This is a genomic window from Pseudomonas sp. Bout1 (assembly GCF_034314165.1).
Lineage (GTDB): Bacteria > Pseudomonadota > Gammaproteobacteria > Pseudomonadales > Pseudomonadaceae > Aquipseudomonas.
Genome location: NZ_JAVIWK010000001.1, coordinates 3487303 through 3509411, shown reverse-complemented (window position 1 = coordinate 3509411; position 22109 = coordinate 3487303). Strand labels below are relative to the sequence as shown.

At 54.2% G+C, this 22109-nt stretch carries 19 protein-coding genes and 1 pseudogene; 6 read left to right on the top strand and 14 right to left on the bottom strand.

Annotated elements, in window-relative coordinates; translation table 11 throughout:
* The first annotated feature begins 117 nt into the window (after positions 1-117).
* Together RGV33_RS16325 and RGV33_RS16320 are read left to right on the top strand one after the other, a co-directional pair.
* Entirely contained in the window at positions 118-1275 is a 1158-nt protein-coding gene (locus RGV33_RS16325; protein WP_322145174.1) for an NAD-dependent formate dehydrogenase, read from the top strand.
* Between the two features lie 284 nt (positions 1276-1559).
* Complete coding sequence (locus tag RGV33_RS16320) at positions 1560-2405, top strand: EcsC family protein (protein WP_416152123.1); 846 nt, start codon at positions 1560-1562, stop codon at positions 2403-2405.
* Between the two features lie 245 nt (positions 2406-2650).
* Here RGV33_RS16320 and RGV33_RS16315 read toward each other — a convergent pair whose 3' ends face one another.
* The 3 genes from RGV33_RS16315 to RGV33_RS16305 all read right to left on the bottom strand — a co-directional run bounded on the left by RGV33_RS16315 (position 2651) and on the right by RGV33_RS16305 (position 4616).
* Entirely contained in the window at positions 2651-3235 is a 585-nt protein-coding gene (locus tag RGV33_RS16315; protein ID WP_322148687.1) for a helix-turn-helix transcriptional regulator, read from the bottom strand.
* Entirely contained in the window at positions 3235-3672 is a 438-nt protein-coding gene (locus tag RGV33_RS16310) for an AraC family transcriptional regulator ligand-binding domain-containing protein (protein WP_322145172.1), read from the bottom strand. The genes RGV33_RS16315 and RGV33_RS16310 overlap by 1 nt, the downstream gene beginning before the upstream one ends.
* Before the next feature lie 71 nt (positions 3673-3743).
* Complete coding sequence (locus tag RGV33_RS16305; protein WP_322145171.1) at positions 3744-4616, bottom strand: DNA-binding protein; 873 nt, start codon at positions 4614-4616, stop codon at positions 3744-3746.
* Positions 4617-4694: 78 nt separating this feature from the next.
* On the opposite strand from RGV33_RS16305, the gene RGV33_RS16300 reads away from it, so the two are divergent.
* The gene (locus RGV33_RS16300) at positions 4695-5822 is read left to right on the top strand and encodes a tyrosine-type recombinase/integrase (protein ID WP_322145170.1); all 1128 of its coding nucleotides are present in this window, start codon (positions 4695-4697) and stop codon (positions 5820-5822) included.
* A gap of 140 nt (positions 5823-5962) precedes the next feature.
* Here the strand turns inward: RGV33_RS16300 and RGV33_RS16295 are convergent, their stop codons facing one another.
* Genes RGV33_RS16295 through RGV33_RS16280 form a run of 4 tightly spaced genes read right to left on the bottom strand, consistent with a single transcriptional unit; the run spans position 5963 to position 10145 of the window.
* Positions 5963-6517: an AAA family ATPase gene (locus tag RGV33_RS16295; protein WP_322145169.1), complete on the bottom strand. Its 555-nt coding sequence runs from the start codon at positions 6515-6517 to the stop codon at positions 5963-5965.
* Between the two features lie 5 nt (positions 6518-6522).
* Positions 6523-7176 (bottom strand): DUF7002 family protein, encoded by a 654-nt coding sequence (locus RGV33_RS16290; RefSeq protein ID WP_201142058.1) that lies wholly within the window; start codon positions 7174-7176, stop codon positions 6523-6525.
* A 12-nt stretch (positions 7177-7188) separates the two neighbouring features.
* On the bottom strand, positions 7189-8799 hold the full coding sequence (locus RGV33_RS16285; RefSeq protein ID WP_322145168.1) for an adenylosuccinate synthetase: 1611 nt from the start codon (positions 8797-8799) through the stop codon (positions 7189-7191).
* 29 nt (positions 8800-8828) lie between these two features.
* Complete coding sequence (locus RGV33_RS16280) at positions 8829-10145, bottom strand: ImmA/IrrE family metallo-endopeptidase (protein ID WP_322145167.1); 1317 nt, start codon at positions 10143-10145, stop codon at positions 8829-8831.
* Between the two features lie 1137 nt (positions 10146-11282).
* Between RGV33_RS16280 and RGV33_RS16275 the strand changes: the two genes are divergently transcribed.
* Positions 11283-12512, top strand: coding sequence for a hypothetical protein (locus RGV33_RS16275; RefSeq protein ID WP_322145166.1), 1230 nt, complete (start codon positions 11283-11285; stop codon positions 12510-12512).
* A gap of 19 nt (positions 12513-12531) precedes the next feature.
* Here the strand turns inward: RGV33_RS16275 and RGV33_RS16270 are convergent, their stop codons facing one another.
* From RGV33_RS16270 to RGV33_RS16255, 5 genes and pseudogenes are all read right to left on the bottom strand, one after another.
* On the bottom strand, positions 12532-13503 hold the full coding sequence (locus RGV33_RS16270) for a hypothetical protein (RefSeq protein ID WP_322145165.1): 972 nt from the start codon (positions 13501-13503) through the stop codon (positions 12532-12534).
* Positions 13504-13545: 42 nt separating this feature from the next.
* Positions 13546-13938: pseudogene (locus RGV33_RS34285) on the bottom strand (hypothetical protein); the annotation flags it as partial.
* A 17-nt stretch (positions 13939-13955) separates the two neighbouring features.
* Entirely contained in the window at positions 13956-14942 is a 987-nt protein-coding gene (locus tag RGV33_RS16265) for an ATP-binding protein (RefSeq protein WP_322145164.1), read from the bottom strand.
* 14 nt (positions 14943-14956) lie between these two features.
* Positions 14957-16831 carry a helix-turn-helix domain-containing protein gene (locus RGV33_RS16260; protein ID WP_322145163.1) on the bottom strand — a complete coding sequence of 625 codons (1875 nt, stop codon included), beginning with the start codon at positions 16829-16831 and terminating at the stop codon, positions 14957-14959.
* Positions 16824-17447 (bottom strand): hypothetical protein, encoded by a 624-nt coding sequence (locus RGV33_RS16255; protein WP_201142071.1) that lies wholly within the window; start codon positions 17445-17447, stop codon positions 16824-16826. Before RGV33_RS16255 ends, RGV33_RS16260 begins: the two co-directional genes overlap by 8 nt.
* A 320-nt stretch (positions 17448-17767) precedes the next feature.
* On the opposite strand from RGV33_RS16255, the gene RGV33_RS16250 reads away from it, so the two are divergent.
* Positions 17768-18277 carry a hypothetical protein gene (locus tag RGV33_RS16250; protein ID WP_322145162.1) on the top strand — a complete coding sequence of 170 codons (510 nt, stop codon included), beginning with the start codon at positions 17768-17770 and terminating at the stop codon, positions 18275-18277.
* An 82-nt stretch (positions 18278-18359) separates the two neighbouring features.
* On the opposite strand, the gene RGV33_RS16245 is transcribed toward RGV33_RS16250, so the two are convergent.
* Both RGV33_RS16245 and RGV33_RS16240 read right to left on the bottom strand, forming a co-directional pair.
* The gene (locus tag RGV33_RS16245; protein ID WP_322145161.1) at positions 18360-19127 is read right to left on the bottom strand and encodes an oxidoreductase; all 768 of its coding nucleotides are present in this window, start codon (positions 19125-19127) and stop codon (positions 18360-18362) included.
* Between the two features lie 805 nt (positions 19128-19932).
* On the bottom strand, positions 19933-21024 hold the full coding sequence (locus tag RGV33_RS16240; RefSeq protein ID WP_322145160.1) for an alkene reductase: 1092 nt from the start codon (positions 21022-21024) through the stop codon (positions 19933-19935).
* 137 nt (positions 21025-21161) lie between these two features.
* Here RGV33_RS16240 and RGV33_RS16235 point away from each other — a divergent pair, with 137 nt between their 5' ends.
* Positions 21162-22091: a LysR family transcriptional regulator gene (locus tag RGV33_RS16235; protein WP_322145159.1), complete on the top strand. Its 930-nt coding sequence runs from the start codon at positions 21162-21164 to the stop codon at positions 22089-22091.
* Positions 22092-22109: the final 18 nt, after the last annotated feature.

Below are 22109 nucleotides of genomic sequence, written 5' to 3'. Positions count from 1 at the left end.
TAAATAGATTGCCTCAGATGGATACCTTCCCCCTTTCACGGCCCTTGGCCGACATACAGCCCAATCGCTTTATCCTGGCAGAACAGAAAGTCACACGACACACGGGAGATATAGTTCATGGCAAAAATACTATGTGTTCTTTATCCCGACCCTGTTGATGGCTATCCACCTCGTTACGCAAGAAATGAGATTCCAACCATCACGACGTATGCCAATGGCCAGAAAACGCCGACACCAATGGGCCCTCTCGGGTTCAAACCCGGTGAACTGGTGGGCTGTGTTTCAGGGGAGTTGGGGCTTCGCAATTATTTGGAACGGGGCGGCCATGAGCTCATTGTGATCAGCGACAAGGATGGGCCGAACTCTGAGTTCGAACGTCTCCTGCCTGACGCCGAGGTGGTTATATCTCAACCATTCTGGCCTGCTTATCTGACCGCCGAACGGATCGCCAAAGCGAAAAAATTGAAGCTTGCACTCACCGCCGGTATTGGTTCTGATCATGTGGATCTTGCTGCCGCGGCGCACGCTAATATCACCGTTGCCGAAGTCACCGGTTCCAACAGCATCAGTGTCGCGGAGCATGTGGTGATGATGGCGTTGTCGCTGGTACGCAATTATTTGCCTGCCCATCAAACAGCCGTTGATGGTGGTTGGAACATTGCGGATTGTGTTTCCCGAAGCTATGACATCGAAGGCCTGCATTTCGGCACTATCGGAGCCGGACGAATAGGCTTGGCCGTACTGCGTCGGCTTAAACCATTCGGTTTGCACCTGCACTACACCCAGCGTCACCGCCTGGATTCAACCATTGAAAATGAGTTGAACCTGACGTTTCACCCGGATGTGCTGTCGCTGATCAAGACTGTCGACATCATCAATCTTCAGATCCCCCTCTATCCGTCCACCGAAAACCTGCTCGACGAAGCAACACTGGCACAAATGAAACGCGGTACTTATCTCATCAATTGTGCACGTGGCAAATTGGTGGAGCGCGATGCTCTTGTCAGGGCTTTGGAGTCAGGACATATCGCAGGTTATGCAGGAGACGTCTGGTTTCCTCAGCCGGCATCACCCGAACATCCCTGGCGAACTATGCCGTTCAACGGTATGACACCTCATATGTCCGGAACCTCGCTCTCGGCTCAAGCACGTTATGCTGCGGGTACGCTGGAAATTTTGCAGAGCTACTTTGAAGGCACTCGTATTCGCGAGGAGTACCTTATCGTCGACAGCGGGAACCTTGCTGGAACCGGTGCGCACTCTTACGAGCTCTGATGACTTCTACGTGACTGCCCTTCCATGTGGACATCACAGGCCAAGGAGGCCGACAGTCGACGACTTCCCATCCAACTGATGCTAGCAGAGCTCAAGTGTAGAGCGCTGCGCGCTGGCATAAGGAAAGCCAAAAGATCAGGTGTTCGTCGAGTCCATAAATGTGTGACATCAAATACTTGGTGTACCGCTCGCCACACTTGATATCCTAGTTCACCGCTCATTTAAGTACCCGTCGCGCAGCCTAATCGATGGATTCATGTTTGCGGACTAAACCTCCGACGGAAATGTGTGTGGACATCAAAGACAACCCCGAAGACTACAAGAGCTTGAAGCAGGCGGTGGATTTACTGGAGTCTCCTTCTCTGACGGCGAGGCTGTCCGGCTTTATCGGGTCGCCAATCGAAATTGCGGTGAAAGCCTTACCTGACGTCGTCTCAAGGAAGATTAATGGTGCCGTAACAGCGGCCCTGCATTCATCTGCCGAAGCCGCGTTGTGGAGCTTGGAAAACAGCCCTAAAAAACCTGCATCAACACGATTACACAAGATTTATGCAGCCACCTCCGGCGCAATTGGCGGCGCCTTCGGCTTTACCGCTCTATTCGTCGAGCTACCGGTCTCCACTACCATAATGATGCGATCGGTGGCCGATGTGGCACGAAGCGAAGGCTTCGATCTCAATGATTTTGCAACGAAGCAGGCATGCATCGAAGTGTTTGCCATGGGTGGCCCAAGCCAAGCAGACGATGCTACGGAAACGGGCTATTACGCTACCCGTAGCTTTACCACTCAGACCATGCAGCATTTGTCCAAGGAGCTGGCAGAGATCGTTGCCAAACACGGTGCCAAAGCGACAAGTTACTTTACCCCGGGTCAGACAGGGAAATGGCTGACCGTGTTGATTGAAAAGGTCGCTACACGCTTTGGCTTTACCATTACTAGCAAGTTTGCGGCGCAGGCTGTTCCTGTAATTGGAGCGTTTACCGGCGCATCGATCAATGCTCTATTCACTGACTTTTATCAAAACACTGCCCGAGGTCACTTCATCGTCAAAAGGCTTGAGAACAAATATGGCTACAAACAAATTGAGCGCGAATACGCGTCGATCAAGAATACATCTCTGATCAGTTAGAGCAGGACGTCACTCGTGAACTGATACGGCCGATACCAAAGCCCCCCAGAAGGTAGAGCAGGTTGCGCTCAACGGAATAACCTATAGACGGCTCACTCAGAAATTGGATTGGTTGAGAACACCCATCCTCTGATTTTTCCGACGCGAATATCTGAAAACCATACATGGCGGTACCTCCTTTCACCGCTGACAGCCATCGACGATCGCCAACAATCGATACGGCCTAGTTGACCCAAAATAATCGGTCACACTTCAGCTCCAGTTGGCGCCTCGCGGCCTCGTTTCGGGGGCTCGCCAGTCCATTCGCAGTATGTCCTAGTAAAGGCGCTGTGTTCGGAGTACCCGAGCAACAGAGCAATTTCCGAAATCTGAAGCCGTGGATCCTGCAGATAGGATCGCGCCAGTTCATGGCGGACGACGTTGAGCTCTCGACGAAAGCTTGTCCCGGCACTTTCGAGTCGCCGCTGAAGGCTGCGCGGTGAGCAGCAGAGTATCGCGCTCAGGCGCTTGATGTCCGGTTCGCCCTGCTGCAACAGTAGCGCGACTTCCTTTCTCACTCGCTCGATGATTTCCTCTTCCTGCGGCAGCCCTGCGAGCAGTTCTTCTGCATGACGCTCCAGCACCGCGACGAGCGCCGGGTCCGGGCTTTTCAGAGACATAGACAGCATTTCGGTCCCGAAACGCAGCAGCGGCTCCGGCTGGTTAAAAAGCACCGGGCAACCGAAGAAGTAGTCCTCGCAAGGCTTCACTTCACGGGGTGCTGCGTGTACGAAATGCACGGTATTCAAGGGAATCGAGCCCCGAATCAGGCCGCGGCAGAACTGTGTCATCACGGTGAAGTCGTCTCGTCTATCAGGTGCCGGGGCTGATACTCGTGAATATCCCAGGTCAGTTCGGTCCAGCAGGGGCCGATGCGGATCGTCATCGGTATGACGTCGAAGACCAGGCGTTGGTAGCGCTCGAATCGTTGCAGCGCGGCACCGAAGTTATCACAGGCCAGGAGTACGGAGCCGAGGACGCCAAGATGTCGGGCCGAGATGGTCTGGCCGACATGCAGCCCGATCAACGGATCATCCAGATGCTGTTCGGCTGTTTCCAGCAGTGTCTCCCAGTGTTCGATGGCAACCCCGCCGAGACCATGCCCGACGGGCGTCGGCCAGGGCTCTCCCAGTATCGTATCTGGCGCATGACCGCACGCCTCTAGGTACTCGAAGAGCAGTTGGACGTAGGTTTCCGGGATGACCCATCGGTGGAGTGGCTTGCCCAATCGATGTCTCTCGCAGAACCTTTGGATTGGCGCAAAGTGTCACCGTATGCTGAAGATGTAGACTGGCATGCCTACTTCGCAGGCTTGGGCCCCGGCTTTTTCCTCGCTCGCGTCTTGCGTTCGCTGACTGGCGATGAGCGCAGTTGCACTAACTGCTGCTCAAGCGTGTCGCCACGCGCCTGCTGTGCTGCGGCATTTTGCAGTGCCTGACCCAGCGCGTACTGCGCACCATCAATCCTTTGCTGCAAATGCTCAAGTTGGTTGCCTGCTTCCTTCACTTGGGAGGTCATATGCTTGCTCTCTTCCCGGGCACGATCGACTTCACGATGCGCACGATCCTCGACCCCGCGCACGTAGATCTCCTGCGCGACGCGTTCCTGCTCGGCCTTGAGTCGCAACTCCTGCAGCTCCTGATGCAAGGTCTGGTTGTGCTGCTGCGCGTCACCGCGTTCCCGCAGCAGGCTGTTGCGCTGCTGCTGCAGGTCTTGAATCTGCGTCGCACGCTGTTCCAGAAGCGCCTCCAGGTCGGCCAAACGAGTCTCGCTAACTTGCTGTGCCGCTTGGGCGACCATCGCATGTTGTCGAGCGAGTGCGACGTCCTGACGAGCCTGGTCCTCCACGACGGCGACTCGCTCGCGCTCGGCGGCCAAGACATGACGTTGTTCGGACAGCGCCTGCTCAGAAACGCCCTGTGCCAGATGGATCGCCTGTTGCCACACGGCGACAAAGGCCTGCGAGACCCCCGCCGGCAACGTCGGTAGGCGAGTCTCGCCACTCAGCCTTTCGGCCAGCCTCGCCCACCATTGATCGAGCAAACCACCGACGCGAGCCGGACTGCCTCGCCCCAACTCCAGACGCACACGTTCAACCGTTGGCCGTTCGCCGCGGGCCAACACTGCGTCCGCGGCGGCAAACACGTCGTTTTCCGGCACCCCTACTGCCATGGCTCACCTCAGCGTATATTAGGTCTGATAATTAAATGTTATCCGACGTTATTTTTTGAATAATGGAATTATCATACGTTGAACGTATTAAATATTACAGATCAGTTACCTTTGGTCGACGAATCGCCGCTGGAGCTGCATGTTCTCGCCGAAAACGCCCAGTACGCCGCGACCGCGTTTATCGCCGCCGGCACGGCGGCCAACACCGTGCGCAGCTACCGCAGCGCCCTGACCTACTGGTCGGCCTGGCTGCAACTGCGCTACGGCCAAGTGCTGGGCGATGCGCCACTCCCCGCCACCGTGGCCGTGCAGTTCGTCCTCGACCACTTGGCCCGGCCGCTAGCCGACGGTACCTGGGCGCACCTGCTGCCGCCGGCGATCGACGCGGCGCTGGTGGCCGCCCGGGTTAAGGGCGGACTGGGGGCGTTGGCCTTCAATACCGTCAGTCACCGCCTTTCGGTGCTCGGCAAATGGCATCGACTCAACGGCTGGGACAATCCGTGCGAAGATCCGGCGTTAAAGACCTTGCTGCGCGACGCTCGCAAAGCGCAATCGCGCCAGGGTGTGGCGGTGCGCAAGAAAACCGCGATCGTGCTCGAGCCGTTACATGCGCTGCTCGCCACCTGCAGCGACGGTGTGCGCGGCGTACGGGATCGCGCCCTGCTGCTCCTGGCTTGGAGCGGTGGCGGTCGACGGCGGTCCGAGGTGGTCGGCCTGCAGGTCGGCGACGTGCGCCAACTGGATGCTGACACCTGGCTGTACACCCTCGGCACCACCAAGACCGACACCGGCGGCGTGCGCCGTGAGAAGCCGCTGCGAGGCCCAGCAGCGCAGGCCCTCGCTGCCTGGCTGGCGGCTGCGCCCGCCGAATCTGGCCCGCTGTTTCGCCGCCTGTATAAAGGTGGCAAGGTCAGTGCTGATCGGCTGTCGAGCGACCAGGTGGCGCGGATTGTCCAACGCCGCGCCCAATTGGCCGGGCTGGACGGCAATTGGGCGGCGCACAGTTTAAGATCGGGGTTTGTCACCGAGGCCGGGCGCCAGGGCGTGCCGCTCGGCGACGTGATGGCCATGACTGAACATCGCAGTGTCACCACGGTGATGGGTTACTTTCAAGCGGGTGCACTGCTCGAAAGTCGAGCCACGACCCTACTCAAGTCATCGGTCGCTGATGACGAAGAACCTCCGGAGGGTAATCACCCAAGGTGAGTGGTCGGAACACTTACTCTCCCAATACCGACTAAACAGTTGATCGTATCGATAGCGCGCAGCCCCTTCGCAACAGTCAAAAATCCGCCAGAAGCTCCCCTAAGGGTAGGAATACTCTCGGCCTTTAAGGCAGGTACCGGTCAACTGCTCGGATTGGACCATTTTGCAACCATGTCAGCGGCCTTTTCGCTGGTTAGCGTTTCAAGTTCCACGACTCGGTCAGCAATCTGTGAAAGGCCGCGCGCCGAAATTTCGTTGGGATGATTTATGGCGTCCTCATAAGAAATGCCATCTTCCTGGCGACTTCTCGTGTCGTAACGGTTTTTCAGGACCGACTCAGGACAAGTGAAATGAACATGCGTGATTACTGATCCGAAGTAGTCGCGAAACAGTCTGACCTGTTCCGCTTTTCGCACCGAGTCCACGACCCAAAAGTGTTGCTCAGGCGTCGCCGCTATCTGAGGGAGGGCGACATTTTTCACGATCCAACTGTATTGAGTCTCTAGGTCCAGGGCGTCGCCTAAGCTCTGAAGGTTAGCTCGATCGATGGTAATTCCCCGGCGTTCCGCGAGTTGTCTCAGGTAGGGACTTGACTGCACGGCAGCATACCCATGCCGGGCGATCAGGGCCTCGCGGATCGAGGTTTTCCCCACCGCCAGTGGCCCGCTGATGAGAAGGACGCAGAGATCGTTCATCGCGGCTATAAGCCTATGTGGCCCAAAACGGTTTGCCCCTGTATCGAACGAACCTCGATCACATAGTCCTTGATGTTCGGGATGGAGTAGTCCGTGACTACTTCCACTACCTTCTTGGCCGGTGCCCCAGACCTGGGTTTTACCGGGTAGTCACTGATGCTCATGAAATCCTCAAGGCCTCGCGCGTGAGGCATGGGAAACGTGTTACCCGAGTTCATGCGGCACACCATGATTTTCTCCGCGTAATCTCTGACCAGCGACGCCGTATCGATAGTCAGCACGTCATGGGTGAGCTTTTTGTAGCTGCGCGCATTGAGCAGTTTGAACAGCCGGTGTTCCTCTGCCCACATAAAAACTTTGCTGTTGATCAGCTTGTACCATTGGCTTGGGGTGGTTCCATCGATCAGCGCGTCTTCAAGGCGCTTGGGCGGCATAGGGATCTGATCCCTTAGCACGATAGCGTTGTCTAGTGGCCCTACCGTCACCTTGCTAGGCCGGTGCTGGGTCTCCAAAACCAGGCGCTGAGGCCCAGCGATACCATACCGATCCAGCACTGCGAGGGTGCTCAGCAAGCCGTGCTGTTTAATAGAAGGCCAGGTGCCGGCTTCGGCCATATGGTACAAGCGAGGATAATGGGCGATAAAGGTCTCTAGCTGCATGATGATCCTTGGTTACCACATTCTTCTATCAATGATGTTTCTTTCATTAAACGCGGTTGAAATCATGGAGACAGGAATTCCACTGACCTTCTCGATCTCTTCAATAAAGCGCAGGGTTTGGTCAGAAAGCTGTTCATAGCGAAAGGCAGTTCGGTTCTTGATATCGATGTAGTCCGCAAAGGTTAAGGCGATATCCGTCGGACCATTGAGGATCAACGACCTTCTCAGTTGGGCCCAGTCAAACTCCGCGACTCGGCGTGGCCGATGCGACACCGAGCCAACTTCCGTTTGCGCAAACTCTGCTACCGGAATGCCTGACCGTTCGGCGATGTCGCTGAATTCGATGGGTTGGCTCATGAAACCGGAAGACATTCCCGTCACCGAATCACCGACGCGGATGGGATAGGTTCGGCAGACCATCATCACCTTCCTCACGTGCCTGGGTGACAAGCCGGCTTCGGACAAGCACGCGGCGGCCGTCGTGGCCCTGGAGGTCACGTGCGGGTAAAAGCCGTGGTGAAGGCTGAGCGAGGTCCCTTGAGTCCCTTCAAGCATCACCCTTTTCCCGCCCGAGAGGCAGGTTGCAAAAAACTCCACGGAGTCTCGGATGTAATGCTTGAGGTGGGGAATATCTTTAGCCAGGCGAACTTTCGAATCGGGGACCCTCTCCAGGATTTTCCTGGCCGTGGCCCTCCCAATCCCTTGAGCCGTCGAGCCAATCGCCGTCTTAAGAACCCGCTCCTCCCACACAATGTCCGCCTGGTCGATAATCATCGCTTGTGGATCAATGATCACCTTGTCAAAGGTGAGTGCCAGCTCGGTTATTTCTCGCAGCAGCACGTCCAAACTGATCACGGCGCCGGCGCCGATGACTAGGGTGGCGTCTTTATTGCCCAACGCGCCGGAGGGCAACTGCCGGAAGGTGTAGGGCTGGTCGTCAATCCGATAAACCTTGTGCCCAGCATTGGGACCGCCGACGCGGACGAGCACGTCGTACTCAGGGGCCAGATAGTGGGCAATGTTGCCTTTGCCCTCGCTCCCGTATTGCCCACCCACCAACACATCGACCATGGGCAGCGCAATGATGGGACGGTTTTCCAGTCGAGCGATCACTCGCGCGTAGACGTCGTCACGATTACAGCGATCACTGTCAATCACCACGTCTGCGATTTTCGCCAAGGCGTTAGAGTGACGCTCGGTTGAAAAACCAGCCACTTCGTCATAGTCAGCCGTCTCTGCGGCGCTACCACGTTGCTCATAGCGTTTGGCAAGTACGTGCTCACTGGCCTGCAGATGAACGTGGGTCACCAACCAGCCGCTGTGCCGTAGAAACTTGATTTGCTCAGCCGACCTGACCGCATCGACAACCACCAGGGTCAGGTCTTTGTCGTTGATCAAACGTGAGCTGAGCGTATTGGCGAGCCAGCCACCGTTGGTCATCCGGTCAAGCCTTAGGCCCGCATTATGGCGAGCTCTGCGAGAGGTGCCCGTGCTCGGGATAGCGTCTTTAATCAAGTCTTTCGTCTTGATCAGTTTTGCCCCCGCCTTCGCCACCAAGAGCTGAGCTAACGTAGTTTTCCCGGCACCGACACGGCCAGATAAAACGATGGCTTTGGGTTTCATCCGACTTCCTTGACGGTAGGCTCAAGCGCTTAGGCTTGGGCAGGCAGTTGATAAACAGTTGTTCGAACGCCCTTGTCAACCAACTCTTCAGTGATGAGCTCTTTAATCACCTCCCAGTTTGCCCCCCCGTGCCCTGTCCCGACTCTGGGCATATGGACAGAGGCACCAATCTCAAGGGCTTTTTCTCGCACTTGGGACAGACAGGCGGCGAAGGCGGCATAGCTCAGACGCTGGCCTTTTATCGCGCCGTAACCTTTCTGCGCCACCATGTGCGCAAAGCTGATCCCATTACGATGTGCCCCAATGTAAACTTGGCCAAGTGCAGGAATGCGGTCTGCGGCCACGGTTTCTAATTTGTATTGGTTCCAGACGTTAGGGAACTGTTTTTTTACCTGGTGCGCAAACCCACGTCCGCCCCATTGTGCTGGAGTGTTAGGCACCACATGGGCGATAAGCCTCGGGCCGCTGCCGTGTGGTGACAGGACATCCCCTACCACTTCACTTAACGACGGATGATTGAACTCGGTGTCTTGATTGGGACGAAGAATACCGACGACTCGTGGGACCAGGCTTCCAGGGTAGGGAGCGAGGCCCATGCATTCGATTCGGTAACTATTGCCCTGCAGCTCTTCGTCGCCAATCGACGTGAACCCGATTGCACTGGCTTCAGAGACGACGCCTTCGTCGGCAAAAGATTGCCCGGGCCTGATCGGGCAACTCCAGCCCGGGGCCGGAATGACGTAATCAACTCGATAGGCATTATCCTCCGGATGGAAAGAGGCGCAAAACGCCGCACTGGGCGATGTTGCGAGCTTAATGCTTCGTATAAGGCACGCCTCGACCGATACATCGAAGGTTTTTCTGATCTCTGCAACTTGGCGGATGGTCGGGACACTGTCCGCCAACTGGGGAAAACTTCCCAATGGCATCAGCAGTTCGGCGGCGCCGATATTGCACAGCACTTCAAGCTGCCAGTTGTCTCGCCGACTCGCCGTGTCGCCGTTACGGTGGCGGACTTCTTCACTGCAGTCGGCAAACAACGAGTGAGCGACTTCGTGGGCGATGGAGAATCTCAGCCGGCCGCGAGGACGCATGGGATTGTACTCCAGCACCAGGTGACCACTGTCGAGTGGGCGCAGGCGGGCGTCGGGAATATCTCCGCGAGCTTCCGTGCGGATATTGAGCAAAGTGGCAAGCGCGAGAGGGTCAAAGGGGGGGCCGCCCCAACCATCGTCCATTGCCTGAAGGACCAGTTGGCGGGCGCGACTTTCCATCGCTATGACAGGATCTTCACCCTCGGCAAAGCTGAGCACCGAAGGGTTGGTCCAGGTAAATTTGGCAGTCATAGAGAAACGCTTCCTGAGGGCTGCAGCTGAGTCGACACATCCATTGTCGCTTGTCTCCATAACTGGGTGAAGTGCTCATATGTCCGTATCAGTCGCCCGCTTCGGCGAAAAGCCTTACCACTGAGTTGCCCAGCCGCACTGTTCGGGGGCTGTGAGCGAAAAAGGTCAGCACGTCGACAATGCCAGATCGGAGTGGGTTCCGACAAGCGGTTCCCGCTAGCCAAGGATCCGGCACGGGGTGACCATGCGAGGGCTTGCAAGCGCGCCGGCGGCGATCAGCCAACGCTCTGCCTGCTGTTCGCCCCGCGCCTTGTTAAGCCGCGTCCGCTTCACCCCTCAAGCCCCCTACTAGCATCACCCAACCGCGCCGTGCGAAGGTTGCAAAGGGTCGACCTCCACCGGAGAGCAGGAACCTGATGGCCGCTCAAGACCCTTTGATCGGCTGCGATCACCCAGCCAGACAAATGGCGCAGGCCCTGCGGAACAGCGCGGAGCCCCTCGCGTTGGGTCCGCAGCGGCTCCCGCTGGACCGTCGTCCGGTCACGGGCTGCGCGGCGCTGGCCTGCGGGCGAGGCGTCCTGTCGACAACCTCACCTCCGGGAGAGTCGACGCGCCAAGGAGAAGCGCGAAACGGATTCTCAGCCTGACGGCACCCGCCCGTCAAAGCGTATTAAGAACGAACAGGCGTAGCGGACGAATGTACCGATGCACTGCTGCTCATCACTTGGAGATGACGTGACAAGCGGGCCGCTTGCACGTTGCGCGACCAATTCCAGTCAATGGTCGCCACTGAGTTTGCTAACCTGGAAGTTGAGCTCCGTCAGGTGCGGCGAAGAAAGGCCTACCATGAGCGCCAGCGCACTCAAGAACCAGCGCGGCCCGCGTCGTGGCTTTGCTGGATGTCACCCCTGAGTTGTGTGTAGGGGCAGCAGAGCCTGGAATGCCATTCCAGGCTGTGGATGCAAAGGTGGGTTACTCCTAGGCCGCGACAACAGGCCAGTGAACATGCCCGATAATCAGCGCCCTGCTCCAGGAGCCCCTGCATCAAGACGCTTCGCTTGATCAGATAGGCGCGAACTTGCGCGACTTAAAGCTTAATCCACGATCCGTCGTTGATGATTGCCAGCGGGACAGCCCATGACGCCAATGCAAACACTCTACTTCATTCCCAGTCTGGGTCAGGATATCTCCGATTTTGTGCTGCATACCGTACCAATGCGCAGGCAGCGTAAGGTGGCGCGCTATCTTCAGCATTTCGACTTATGGTTGCGCCACACTCGGTACAAATCGCTCAGTGATAGCCTTCTGCCATTGGAGGCATATGTTTATTTTTATCTTTCACATATCAGTTTGTACCCAGGCCCGGCAGAGCCGACAGAACCTAGGAATTACTACCTGCCATTATACGTTGATGATTTGCTCATCAATCGTGAACTGAAGGGCTTGGGTCGACTGAGCAATCGCCAGGCCGCCTCTAGAATAGCCGCCGCCATGAACTGGCAGGAACACCGCTTCGGCAAAAATCTGGACCCCCTGCGTTGCCAGATGAAAAAGCTCTACCGTCAAGCCAAGTCCTTTGCCCACACCACAGAGCTCACGGCGCAGGCAAGACTGCACTCAGAAGAATACCTGGAACTGGTAGGCGATACATGCCGGGGCTTGGACCACTGGGTGAGAGATCTCGCGATGATTGGCCTGATGCACGAAACGGGATGCACCACCTCCGACCTCGCGAGAACACAATGTGCTGATCTGATTTTTGAATGCGTCGATGATTGGCACTTCCAATTCGGCAACGATAAAAAGGCCCGCCTGACGGAGGGTACTGCAATGCTACTGCAGGTGTTGTTAGGTCGGCATCATCACCTGGTAGAGTACCACGGTAAGCATCATCACTTGTTCAGCATGGGGGATGCTCAGGTCGAGTTCGCGATGGACGCACATGCGATAGACGTCGTATTGGAGCGCCGCTACCGCTTTGCGCTCATGGTGACAAGCGTGAACTGCGCTCCAGCTATCGACCTTTACTGTCCAAGCGCAGATCCCTTTCCGGAAGATTTTGTCAGTGAGCTCACGGTCGTAAGATCACTCGATGAAAAACGTAAAAAGGTAGTCAATCTCCAGTTTTCGCTTGATGTTGAGACTGGGCTGCCGCAGGCAGCGTCAACAGCATTGGACGACCATTATTTCTACGTAGATTGGGACGACGCGATTCGTAACGCCAGAATGGCTTTGGCCGCATCGGAAGGTGCAGACGCCTTCGGCATACCTAACGCGCTGGAGAATTCCAGCCTTCGCACCGGTCGGGTGTTCATTTCCGAAGAGGGTAATGAAAACATAACCGGAGTGGGTCGGCGTGAGCGCTAATCACCTTACGCAGCATTGGCTAACGTGACAGCGACGCAACCGTCTCCTTCTGCTCTGCAGCACTCATACCCGACCGACTCAGTTCAGTTGAAGCGGAACGAGCAGAAAAATGAAATGTACAAGTTACGTCATTAGCCAGCACAACCACAGCCCATGCAGCAGGGCGGATTGTACGGTGATAGGTTACGTGGCTTGATTGGGTCGCACAGTCACTGGGCGCAGCTGCGGATAACGTTTGCAATTGCCTGACCATAAAATAGATGACCTCATGAGCCAGTATTTTCAATATCAGCCATTGCTTTTCGCGCCTTCCTTTTAATAGCGTAAATACTTCGTGAATCCGCTTGGAGTCAAGCCATGCTCTGAGTTTCCCGATGACGCATAGCCTCGCTTTCGAGCACAAGTCCGCTGGCGCCTGCACGCCATACCAAAAGCATAGCCAGTCAAGATAGCCGACCAAGTGATACCCTCGTCTAGGGATTTCACTCCCCTCAATGCTTCTCCACATTCCAGCCAACAGCTGGTGGCTCAACCTAATGCCAGGCAGAAAGCGTTTCCTCATCTGCCGGAAGATACATTTCAACGTTGAAACAAGCGCGGTGACAGCCTCATCGTTCAGCGTCTCCTCAACCGGTACGCGACGGCCGATATTCATTGTCCTGTAAAAGCAGGCGTCAGGCCTGCCCTGCCCTGCTGCAATGCTGCACTGAACTTCTAAGAAGAGCGCACGTTGATGTAATGCGAAATCCTGGGTGGCAGAGGAAAATTGCACAGCATTATCGAAATAGACATTGGTGGGCTGACTGATATCAAAATAGATCTTCCGGTCCCTGCCACGATCAAAGATTCGATGCGCTAAAGTCAAACGATCAAGCCCAGATTTATTCAAGTACGACCATCCACTACTGCTTCCTTTGCGCCGCAAGAGTCGACCGCAATGATGGCAACCGTATGGCATATGGAACAACCCGCTGTTCAGTGAATAATCCATGGCCCCACCGCAGGTCCGACAGGCCTGGGTCAACTCCACTTGATGGATCGGACACTGCTGAATCAGTAGGTACTGGAAGAGGGAATAATGCACACCACGCGCCAGACATACCTGGCACACTCTTAACGTGGTGGCGACGCAATCACTGAATGTTAGTGCCGACGGGACTAAAAAAAGGGAGTTTCGTTGAGCGCCATCTAGGGCAAAGCACTCTTGAAGCGCCGCCGGATTAACGGAAGCGCTATGAGCAAGGTTTAGCCATCGGCTACGCTTACCGCCCGCCGGATCCTTTGGCGGGGCGAAGATCCTAACTAGAGCATCGCCTCGGATGACGTTGTAGAGCGAAAACCGACTGAGAATAGAATAGGCAGATTCGTAGACTATGTACTGAGGAGCTACCGGGCAGTACCGAGGCACAACGCTCAGCGTCTTCATATCAGGGACAATTATCATTAGGCGTTCTGGTCAGCAGCTTTAGTATTGAGCGTTGCGGCTAAAAACCATGACTCACGGATAGACCGCAAGCTGAACTCTTTGGTGATGGTATACCCCGGCTGATCCAGATCTACACTGTCGCGCAAGATAATCTCTATGGTCTTGCTGAAATACTGCATGGGAATCTCCATCTTACTTTTCAGCTTCAACTCCTGATAGGCATCACAAAAGGCATCCCACAAGATGTCTTTGACATGCGCTAGCCGAAACCCATTGGCATAGGCTTGCGGCACAAAGAATTTGGTGAACGTCCAGGAGGAGTTGGCCGGATAGGGGGTGCTGTCAAAAAAACCAAGGCAGGTCGCAAAATCTTCTTTCTCACGTATGCCGCGGAAAGGATGCTCGTAAAGCATGAATCGATTGACGATGGCTTCACCTTCCACACCGGCCCTGAGGAATGCTTTTTTCTGATCCAGCAACTGCTGTTGCCCGACCAGGATTGGCAGCAGGATCACGCCTTTCAGCCTCAGATCATTGTAGATATCTTTGATCCAGTCGAAGTGTTGCTGCTGAAGTCGTTGAGCTTCATCCATAAAGAGAATAAAGACTTGCCGTGAATCCTTAAGCGCGGCTTGCTCCATAAAATTCACAAGCCGGTGGTGTTTGTTCGAGATACTAACGTTGTCATTCCATTGCTTGTGCCCGACCACTTCCAGCAGTGAATTGTAAAAATTACCTTTTGTCGCGGACACCTCCCGCTTTGCATTGTAAATAACCACTGGAAAATCCGGAAAATCCTGTACCAGGCATTGCTGGCAATAAAGCATCGCCCAAGTCTTACCGTAACGAGTATGCCCCCAGATAACTAAACCTGAGTCTCTGCGCCGGATAGCCTTCAGCACTAATGCGTAGGTCTCACCGATTGAAAAAGTGGGTATTAAGTAGCGCTGATTACAAACGGGGTGGAGCTCAACTTCGATAGGCCGGGTATCCTGGATGTCCATTTGTAGCCTCGTAGTTAAAAAGTGAACACTTTAAGGAGCTTAACTCGATCGTTTGGCGGTACAGACTCCACTGGCAGCGCAACTTCGTCGGATGGTGGAACTGAGGAGACCGACCCCGTATTTTTGTAGAGATTCGTAGCGCTCTCTCGGGTTATTTTGTTGCCTTTCAACTGGAACCTTCGGACCGCTTCGATGAATGATTCATTATCCGAAAAGCGAAACTGCCCATCCTTTACGGCCTTTGAAATCTCCGTTTGCAATTTGTAGCTGTGCGCCGTTGTGGAGTAAGGCGGTGACGGTGTAAGCACACCAATGAACTCCCCGAACTCATCTAGCAAGTTGATCGAAGAGACATCTCTGCGCGAATACTCAATGATCATTTTCTGCCCCGCTGAATTACTGCGCAGAACGTCCGCGTTTCGATACTTTTGGTAGGCGAAATTGATGAAGGCGCCCCCATACTTTGCATTGGTCTTCACCGTCTTGACCTCACGAACTTTCGTAAAGGCCGCTTCATGCTGAAAGCGGATAGGTAGCGTGTTCGGTGGCAGCGCTCTGGCGCCCAAACGCAACAGGTAAAGATCCAGAGGCGTGTGGCCCTGAATTGCCGAATGTGGTCGGCCGTTATAATCAGAGATCACAATATCTAGTGCGCTCTCCAACTCATCGAGAGTCAGTAACAACTTTAGCGGTTTTTTTGACTTTGGCGATAAGCGAGTCTTTATCTCATCTTGGGATTCGCTGCCCGTGGTGCCGATTACTCTATGAGAAAAATTTTGTACCAAGTAGAGAAAAAAGCGCTCTACGATGGGACGGTCATTTGGGGTGTGCGGCCTGCCAAATTCCACCACACAACCCAACCTGTCCGTTAAGACCTCAATCACATGCTTCGCCTTATGAGCCCATGCGTTGTCCAGTTTCAATGTGGACCAGGTTTGCCACGCCCCGGCAGTTTCTGAGGGGAAGCCCCCTTCACCGCGATAACGGGTATTGGGTATACATATTTGCGGGCGCGTGTGCGGACTCAGCGCGCGGTAGATTGCCGTAAGCAGATCCACTTGGTCATAGTTGTGCCCTAATGCCAATGAATAGCCCAGCGCACACCGTGAAAACTTCTCAATCAGGCAAACAAGCCAGACCCTGAGAATTTCATATTCCACCGGTTCTCCGTAAGCGTCCGTCTCACGAATAACCAGTCGAATGTCCAGCTTGTGCCCGTCAGCCTCCACCTGTTCTAAAATATCAGAGGGGTCGATATCTCTGGCGTCCTCATTGGCTTCAAACGATGTTAACTCCCGTTCAGCCCGCAACTCCCGATGTTTTTCTTGCAACCATTTTCTGAGGCTACTAATACCTTTGGATTTTTGATTCAGTGGATATTGATCTTCGGGTATTCCACACTCAACGCACTTGCGAACGAACTTTTTGTGAATCGCTATAAAATAGTCTCCGCCCGATTTTCTGGGTTTATAATTACGAGCCTGCGCTCTTAACCAGTCCGCCAGATCTTGGTTTTTTTCAACGAATTGAGTAAAGATCCCGGAATATCCTTGACTAGATGATAAGTCGGGTGGAGCTGTCCGATTATATTTTTTTTCACCACTTCGTTTATAGGGAATTGCGGCTACCCAGCCAGCCGGACTTCCGTTTTTGTCAAGCGTTTCGCATTTCTCTATCGCTCGATAGAGTGTCGAACGGGATATACCGTATTTTTCTTGAATTTCCTCAAGCGAGGCACCCTCCTTTAGGAAGGCCCGGATCGCGTTGATACGATTTTCTGTTGCGCCGCGAATGCTGTCCGGCAAAGTCGTTAAGTCAATCGAACGCCACCGGTCACAATCATGCCCTTCGCGTACGCGCTCTGACCTGGAAAACCGTTGTTCACTCATGCGGGGCGTCTCCATAGCTCAACTGGGAGGCACCACTTAATTTGATCGAACTCAAATTCTTGACGATCAAATATCCCCGTCTGATTAGTTCAAAAACCAGCGCTGCGCCTTTCTCGGAAAACTCCTGCTCAGCCGCCTGCACGGCTGTATTCAGCGATAATTCCTGGCGTGGGATACACTTGATAACGCCCCGTAAATTTCGCTCGGTAAGTGACTCCCTGTGCTTATTAATGTAGGAAAGCATCAGCAGATAGTTTTCGTAACGTGCGTGATTAGATTTCAAAAAATGGAAATCCAAAACTTCGCAGAGGAAGCCGTTGTCATCGGCATACTTTTGAACCTGAGCCGGTGTGCAAGTCCCCAAGTGTAATTTGGAGAATACAATGACTGAAGCGTGCCTATTTTCGAAAGCGAGCGCCACTGGAACCCTTCCTCCGTCGAGTTCGATGAAGCGTTGGTTGACACTCACTTCTTTCACCCAGGGGTCAAACTCTACCTCGGCAAAACGCCACAGCGTAGGACGGCAGAACAAGCTGACTTTTTCGTTTTGCTTATGGCTGAATACGACAAACTCTGGAGCGCCTGCCGGTCTTGAAGGGTGAGAAAGTGGGTCCATGCTCTAGCTCTCAGCTTTTGTATGATAAATCATGCGCTTACAATGTTTCAAAATTATACATGCACTCCGGAGTTTCAATATTGCAGTGGAATTATGGGCGAGAGACCATTCGTCGCTATACCTTTTTGAAATAAAGATATCAAGGTTATTGCGTCGCGAGACACTCGGCACGAAAATAGCCACCAAAGGCGTGGCCTTTATTGTTATTTGCTTTCAAAATCAATATAATTTGAAGTTATCAGGAAGCGAAAAGCCTTGAATAGAAAGTTTCAAATTTTTAAAGTTTCTATTTTACAATGTCGCAAGACTGGGAGCCTTGCATGGGAGATTTTCACCAAGACCCTGAAGGCAACTGGTGGTACCACGTGATCGGAAAAGGCAACAAGCCAGTAGAAATTGCAGTGCGGGACGAGTATGTTGACCGATATCTCAAACGTTACCGCGTTTTTCTCGGTCTGTCCCTCCTGGCGACTGATGACGAGCGAACCCTTCTACTTACGACATTGGATGGCCGAGCGGGCTTGTCCGGACGACAAGTACGTACCCTCCTCCAATCCGTTTTTGACAATGCTCTTGCTAAGATGAAGGGAGAAGAACGCGAGGCGTACGAGATGAACAGCCTCCGGTCGGCCTCAGCTCTCTGGCTCAGACACACGTCGGCAACCTTCGACGCTCCATTTCGCAAGGCTAAAGACCTACGGCTAGATCTTCGTCATAGCAACCTGAGTACAACCCAATTGGAGGATTTCCAGAACGCATTGGAGCAGTTCACTCAGTTGTCGAAGACGAAGCCAGACAACCATCGCGATGAACCCTTAAGGCCTCAATAGCCTAGCTTACGGGGCGTCATTTTTATCGCTATCAGGCCCACTACACGCCTCATGCTAAACAGATGTGACGCTCTACAAGGCCTCAGAGCGCTGCCATCCCACCGTCCACAAAGTAGTTATGCATGGTCAACCAGCGCCCCTGGTCAGAGACGAGAAACGCGATCATGTCCGCCACTTCCTGCGTGGTACCGAGACGACGAAGTGGCACCTGCTCGACCATAGCCTGTACATCCATATCCATCGCATCCAAGATAACCTTACGAAACGCATCGCCGCCCGGTGAAGAGATCGGGCCGGGAGTCACCACATTGACCCGAATTCCGTAGGGTGCAAGTTCATTACCCAAGCCCAAACTGTAGGTATTCAGCGCGGCCTTAGCAGACAAGTAGTGAAGCATGGCGCCGGGTGCCGGCGTGGCACAGCCGGCGGACAGATTAATGATCACACCGAACTCGGAGCGTTTAAGTGTCGACAGTACCGCAGTGGTGAGTCGCACTGCCGCCATGAGGTTGATGTTCAGCGAATCCACCCACTGCCTATCCGTGATTGCTGAAGAGTCCGGAAGTTGCGGCTGACCAGCACCGGCGTTGTTAATCAGAATGTCGAGCCCGCCTAGCTCTCTCACCGCATGTTCAGCGGCAACCGTAACGCCGGATTCGCAGCTCAGGTCGACTTCAATAAATAACGCTTCTGCAGGCGTTTGAGGGTGACGCGAGCGGGCTAGGACTGCGACCTGCGCGCCGCCGTCGATCAAGCGCTGTGCAACAGCGGAGCCGATACCTCGTGAGCCGCCACTGACAATAGCTTTACGGCCCTCGAACAGGGATGCAGGGTGTTTGAGTGATGACATTGGCTGGCTTTCCTATTTGATTATGAATGCTGTGGTGAGCGCGTTCGTGGGTGCCAAGCTCAATCGTGCCGATGCAACTAGTGCCTTGTACGCCATCTGTGTAAATCATGGTGGCGTTATGTTAGTTGCTAAAGCCCGCACGCGGATTGTCACTTCGGTGGCGGCGCCGCTCTGCAGTGCAAAGAACGTGGGATTCGATGACCGGAACTTAGTCAGTCGGATACTCATGTCCGCTTTCAACGTTAGATGTTCCAACGCCGCAGCCCATCCAGTGAGCAGCCTGCCAGTTAGGGTAGAGCTGGAGACAAATGAGAACTGCAGTACTTCGGTTTATCGGGCTCGTTACGAAAAAACGTGCAGCCGCGATCGATTTCGCTTTGAATTATTTCGCAGCTGTTGGCTGCGTTGCACGGTGGGTATGTGGCAGGTGAGACGCTGATGCATCGGTGAACTAGTTCAGCCGCTTGTTTAGCGCCGAGCTGTTCGGAGCAGGACTGTTCGGCTGCACTCGTAGTGGATGCAGCAAACAGCAGATAAGCGAGGACAAGTATCTTTTTCATAGCTAGAGCCTATTGAGATTTATATGGATAGTCTGCGCAAGCCCCAGGGCGACGATTAACATTAACCATTAATAATATACTGCGTAGCTCTTTAGGCGATCGGTATATAGCCTCTATCGTGGACCGGCATAGAAGATCTTTCTGCTGGCAACCAGTACTCAATATTCGATTGCCGCTTGAAGGGCTGGCTTATTTAAATACTGCTCACCGTCCCGCCAAAAGGCTTGTGTGAATTAGAACGCGCATTAACCGTCGTTCGATGGAAGCGCTGGATAATCTGTGTACCCTTTATCTGTGCCTCCTGCGTACAAAGTATCAGGGTCCGCTTCATTGAAAGGCCCTCCCTTGGCAAACCGGGCGGGCAAATCAGGATTAGCCAGAGCAAGGGAACCAAACGCTATGAGATCTGCGCGCCCAGATTGAATCTCTTCCTCGGCCGTTTCCCGGTTGTACCCCCCATTCGCAATGACCGTACCGGAAAAAAACCTGGCGTAGGTGGCCACGGTATCTTTCGGCCAGTCAGGAAACTCATCAAGAGGAAACAGGGGCTGCATCAATTGAAGGTACGCCAAAGGGAGCTTGTTCAGGGCCGTAATAAGATGTTCATAAAGCGCCTCAGGATCACTGTCGGTCATGCCGTTATACGTGTTGGAAGGCGACAGTTTGATACCCACACGCCGATCGCCCCAAACCTCAATCAACGCCTGCAACACCTCCAGCGTAAAGCGCACTCTATTAGCAATGCTGCCACCGTATGAGTCCGTACGCTGGTTAGCACCATCGACTAAAAATTGATTGGGCAAATAGCCGAAGGCCGCATGTAACTCGACACCATCGAAACCCGCCATTCGCGCATTCATAGCGGCATCTCGGTAATCACCTATCACCGCCCGTATCTCCTCAATGGTGAGTGCATGAGGCACCTCGAAATCCATCGGCCCATCACTGGTGAAGGACTTCTGCCCCTCGATCCTGATCGCACTGGGCGCGACACCAGACACACCTGCGCGAGCGCTCGAATGACCAGCTCGACCTGTATGCCAGAGTTGGGCGTAGATAAGACCTCCCTGAGAGTGCACCGCGGAGGTTACCTCGTGCCACCCTTCGATCTGGGCCATTGTGTAAATGCCAGGCGTATTCGGCACACCCACCGCCCCTTCTGAAATGTTGATTGCCTCAGAGACAATCAACCCCATCGATGAGCGTTGGGTGTAATAAAGGGCGGCCAGATCACCAGGAACGCCATCGGCTCGGGCACGACTGCGGGTCATGGGAGCCATAACCACTCGATTACTCAACGCCAGAGCGCCAAGCTGATACGACTCGAGAATTTTCAAGGTGTAGTCCTGTATTTATGGGGATTTGGGTCTGCAAAGAGATACCTGTAACTGACTCTGTCACCTTAACAACAGATACTTGGCATGAAGAGACTCGAAAACGTGGACAAACAGTCCCAAATTTGGAACGCTGGGTTATGTTCGAAATAAATGATCTACGTGCATTTATCCGCATAGCGGATTTAAAAAGTGTGTCGGCCGCCGCTAAATCCCTGGGAGCACCGAAGTCTTCGGTGAGTCGCTCAATGGCGCGCCTTGAAAATATGGCAGGTGCTGCACTTGTCGAGCGTTCGACACGGCATCTTCGGCTGACGGACGCAGGGAATTTGCTTTATCCACAAGCCTTGCAGATTCTTGAAAGCGTTGAGGTCGCGATGAGCACAATGGTTGCCCATGCGGGCGTGCCGAGTGGTGTGCTGCGGATTAATGCACCTAGCTCCTTTAGCCGATGCATTATTGCGCCCATGTTGCCATCTTTCCTGAAGCAATATCCCTCCATTCTGGTAGAGATAGTGGCAACAGATGAACGCATAAATATGCTTTCCGGAGAGTTCGATCTCACCATCCGCATAGGCGCGATGGCCGACTCACTGCTCGTCGCACGTCGTATCCGCTCAACTGAACTTTGGACGTGCGCGAGCGCTAGTTATTTGGCCGAGCGTGGTACGCCTCAAACCCTTGAGGATTTGTCCGATCACGACTTGATTGGTCGTCCTGACAAATTATTATCTTGGCTCTCCGGCGATAGCGCATTCGGCAAGTCAACAACAGACAATCCAGGGCGCGTTCGCACTCCGGGTACCGATATTGTTGAGAAAATTTTAATTCACGGCGGCGGCATTGGGCTGCTCCCTGACTACTTAGCCCTGCCAGCCATTGCGCATGGCGAACTGGTTCGTCTATTTTCTGATCAGCCGCCTCTGAGTGTAGAGGTATATGCAGTCTATGCGGATCACCACAGTCTCTCGACCAAAGTACGGGCTTTCATCGACGCCCTGCTCTGCTCAATTGAATCGCTCGACACCCTGGATGTTGATTCATTGTCTAGGCTCGGAATTTATGACTGAAGAGCTACTGTTGAGTCA

What these genes read in the sequence shown, in the direction of transcription:
- RGV33_RS16325 (WP_322145174.1), top strand. Translation starts at nt 118, where the DNA reads ATGGCAAAAATACTATGTGTTCTTTATCCCGACCCTGTTGATGGCTAT.
- RGV33_RS16250 (WP_322145162.1), top strand. Translation starts at nt 17,768, where the DNA reads ATGGGAGATTTTCACCAAGACCCTGAAGGCAACTGGTGGTACCACGTG.
- RGV33_RS16270 (WP_322145165.1), bottom strand. Translation starts at nt 13,503, where the DNA reads ATGGATTATTCACTGAACAGCGGGTTGTTCCATATGCCATACGGTTGC.
- RGV33_RS16245 (WP_322145161.1), bottom strand. Translation starts at nt 19,127, where the DNA reads ATGTCATCACTCAAACACCCTGCATCCCTGTTCGAGGGCCGTAAAGCT.
- RGV33_RS16305 (WP_322145171.1), bottom strand. Translation starts at nt 4,616, where the DNA reads ATGGCAGTAGGGGTGCCGGAAAACGACGTGTTTGCCGCCGCGGACGCA.
- RGV33_RS16290 (WP_201142058.1), bottom strand. Translation starts at nt 7,176, where the DNA reads ATGCAGCTAGAGACCTTTATCGCCCATTATCCTCGCTTGTACCATATG.
- RGV33_RS16255 (WP_201142071.1), bottom strand. Translation starts at nt 17,447, where the DNA reads ATGGACCCACTTTCTCACCCTTCAAGACCGGCAGGCGCTCCAGAGTTT.
- RGV33_RS16320 (WP_416152123.1), top strand. Translation starts at nt 1,560, where the DNA reads ATGTGTGTGGACATCAAAGACAACCCCGAAGACTACAAGAGCTTGAAG.
- RGV33_RS16285 (WP_322145168.1), bottom strand. Translation starts at nt 8,799, where the DNA reads ATGAAACCCAAAGCCATCGTTTTATCTGGCCGTGTCGGTGCCGGGAAA.
- RGV33_RS16295 (WP_322145169.1), bottom strand. Translation starts at nt 6,517, where the DNA reads ATGAACGATCTCTGCGTCCTTCTCATCAGCGGGCCACTGGCGGTGGGG.
- RGV33_RS16275 (WP_322145166.1), top strand. Translation starts at nt 11,283, where the DNA reads ATGACGCCAATGCAAACACTCTACTTCATTCCCAGTCTGGGTCAGGAT.
- RGV33_RS16280 (WP_322145167.1), bottom strand. Translation starts at nt 10,145, where the DNA reads ATGACTGCCAAATTTACCTGGACCAACCCTTCGGTGCTCAGCTTTGCC.
- RGV33_RS16235 (WP_322145159.1), top strand. Translation starts at nt 21,162, where the DNA reads ATGTTCGAAATAAATGATCTACGTGCATTTATCCGCATAGCGGATTTA.
- RGV33_RS16315 (WP_322148687.1), bottom strand. Translation starts at nt 3,235, where the DNA reads ATGACACAGTTCTGCCGCGGCCTGATTCGGGGCTCGATTCCCTTGAAT.
- RGV33_RS16265 (WP_322145164.1), bottom strand. Translation starts at nt 14,942, where the DNA reads ATGGACATCCAGGATACCCGGCCTATCGAAGTTGAGCTCCACCCCGTT.
- RGV33_RS16260 (WP_322145163.1), bottom strand. Translation starts at nt 16,831, where the DNA reads ATGAGTGAACAACGGTTTTCCAGGTCAGAGCGCGTACGCGAAGGGCAT.